The following is a 1232-nucleotide window of genomic DNA, read 5'->3' as shown; positions in this document are numbered from 1 at the left end:
ATCCAGTAATGTATCAACGGAGTATGTAGCCCCTGAGACGGAGACACAGAAAGCATTAGCAGAGATTTGGAGAGAAGTGTTGGGTATAGAACAGATAGGTATACATGACAATTTCTTCGATTTAGGAGGTAATTCCCTGCTAGCTGTCCGCCTCATGGCTCATATTCAAAAACAGTTTCAGATAAATTTGCCCTTAGCTACACTTTTTGAAAATCCAACCGTTGAAAAACTTGCCTATTTTATAGATTCCCCAATCAAGCACATATCCTGGTCTCCCCTAGTTCCCATTCAAGCTAATGGTAATAAGCGACCTTTCTTCTTAGCACCTGGAGGTGGGGGCAATGTCGTCTATTATTCTTACTTAGCTCGCTATTTAGGTTCAGACCAACCCTTCTATGGTTTACAAGCAGTTGGTCTTGATGGAGAATCAGAGCCTTACACACGAGTTGAGGACATAGCTGCCTATAATATCCAAGAAATACAATCAGTTCAGCCTCAGGGACCCTATCTACTGGGTGGTCATTCTTTTGGTGGAAAGGTCGCTCTGGAAATGGCTCTACAATTACAAAAACAGGGACAGGAAGTTGCTTTACTTGCAATCTTAGATACTACTGCACCAGAACCTGGAAATAAGATGACAAGTTTAGGCTGGAATGATGCGATGTGGATGGTATACATTTGTAAATTCCTAGGATACCTATTTGGTAAAGAGCTAGAGCTATCCTACGAAGCACTAGAACAACTAACTCCAGACGATCAATTAAACTACTTCTACAAACGGTTACAACAAATCAATTTTTACCCACCAGGAGCAGGGATTAAGCAACTTCGTGGTTTTGTGCGAGTTATGAAGGCAAACTGCCTGTGTTCCTATTTTCCAGAAGAAGTTTACCCTACTCCCATTACTTTATTTCGGGCTATTAACCCACATCCAGAAAAGGTTATGAAAAAAGAGCTAATTGAATATCTTCGTCCTCAAAACATGAGTCTTCCAGACTGGGGTTGGAATCAATTTTCTACTGGATCGGTGGAGATTTATGAAGTTCCGGGCGACCATATCTCGATGGTGGCAGAACCTCATGTTCAGGTTTTCGCTCAAAAGTTGATGGCCTGCATTGAAAAAGCACAAGTGAAAGGCAAATAATCAGGACTTAGGCAAGGGCACTATATTGGGTGCATCCTGGGGGCAGGGCTGTTTCATTCTAACAAAACCCAAAGCCTAGATCCTTAGA

Annotated in this window: 1 protein-coding gene; it reads left to right on the top strand. The window is 42.0% G+C overall.

All coding sequences use genetic code 11. From position 1 onward, the window contains the following. Positions 1–1144, top strand: a 1144-nt coding sequence (locus F6K53_RS43615) for an alpha/beta fold hydrolase (protein WP_293087005.1), incomplete at its 5' end; no start/stop codon positions are given. Positions 1145–1232: the final 88 nt, after the last annotated feature.

Source organism: Moorena sp. SIO4A1 (genome assembly GCF_010672065.1).
In the GTDB taxonomy this organism is placed as follows: domain Bacteria; phylum Cyanobacteriota; class Cyanobacteriia; order Cyanobacteriales; family Coleofasciculaceae; genus Moorena.
This window is presented reverse-complemented; position numbering and strand designations above follow the sequence as displayed.